A 1,150-nucleotide genomic window follows, 5' to 3' on the forward strand; every position below is an offset into this window, starting at 1 on the left:
GTAGCTCGTCAGGCTCATAACCTGAAGGTCGTAGGTTCAAATCCTACCCCCGCAACCAAAAATATTAGAAATGGTGATGATCTAGCGTGTAATGCGGGAACGTTCGCATGGTTTTTCCGCTTATGACATTGAAATACCACATATGATGCATACCCTATGAATGTATTTAGGGGGTAATTCAGTGCATCTATCAAAATTCAGCGACTACGCGATCCGTGTTTGTCTCCATTTGACAGCGCATACGGGAAAGCGGGTTTCGATTGCGGAAATCGCAAAGCTTCAAGGCCTCTCACACGCAAACCTCATGAAGGTCGTCAATCAACTCGTCGATGCCGGTTTTCTCAAAAGCACGCGGGGGCGCTCAGGGGGAGTGGAACTCGCCCAACCCGCAGATCATATCCGCATTGGTGAAGTGGTCCGTCATATGGAGGGCGAGGGCGCTCTCGTCGATTGCCGGACCTGTGTGATCAGAGGATCATGCGGCTTGCCCAGTGTTCTACAGACTGCCAAACGGGTGTTCTTTGAACACTTGGACCAATTCACGCTCGCGGATGCGATTGCTGCGCACCCGCGGACCAGGGATGTTCTGCTCGGGCTGTCATTAGAATCCTCGGTGTAAACGACTCATCCTTTCAGAACTTTGCTCCGAAAATCCTTTGAATATCGTGCGAGTTGTAACGATATCGTTCCCAATGCCGCACATGCAAAGCGCAGTTTCCTGTAATTCTGAATAATATTTACGCAATCACGCCCCCCCGACCAAAGAAGTCGACTGAATTGTGCGGAAAGCACCGGAACAGGCTTGCCGGTAATCATTCTCTGATTATGAATGATTGCAATTGGTGCTTCGGAAAGTTCCTACACCAGATAACCGCAACGGCGCGGTGATTTCGTCAAGACCCCTCACGGGGACGCAGCATCGACGCTGCATCTTCTCTTCGAAAACGAATTGTGAAACGGGTGACCGTTTCTGACTGAAAATCACGCGGCCGTCTATTCCCCCCCCATAGACATACGGTCTGCGCAAGCGCGGAGTGTTTATCATGACCAAAGATCGTTTAGTTATTGTTGGGAACGGGATGGCTCCTGGCCGTTTGCTTGAGCATTTGTTCGAGGTTACGGATCAGTATGAGGTGACGATTTTCAACGC

At 50.3% G+C, this 1,150-nt stretch carries 1 protein-coding gene; it reads left to right on the top strand.

Going from position 1 to position 1,150, the window contains the following annotated elements:
- Positions 1-160: 160 nt before the first annotated feature.
- Positions 161-619 carry an RrF2 family transcriptional regulator gene (locus tag LA304_RS07375; protein ID WP_224502495.1) on the top strand — a complete coding sequence of 153 codons (459 nt, stop codon included), beginning with the start codon at positions 161-163 and terminating at the stop codon, positions 617-619.
- Positions 620-1,150 lie beyond the last annotated feature (531 nt).

Origin of the sequence: Celeribacter litoreus (genome assembly GCF_020165855.1) — a bacterium.
Taxonomy (GTDB): domain Bacteria; phylum Pseudomonadota; class Alphaproteobacteria; order Rhodobacterales; family Rhodobacteraceae; genus Celeribacter; species Celeribacter litoreus.

Coding starts and splice junctions, on each gene's coding strand:
- LA304_RS07375 (WP_224502495.1), top strand. CDS start 161: ATGTATTTAGGGGGTAATTCAGTGCATCTATCAAAATTCAGCGACTAC.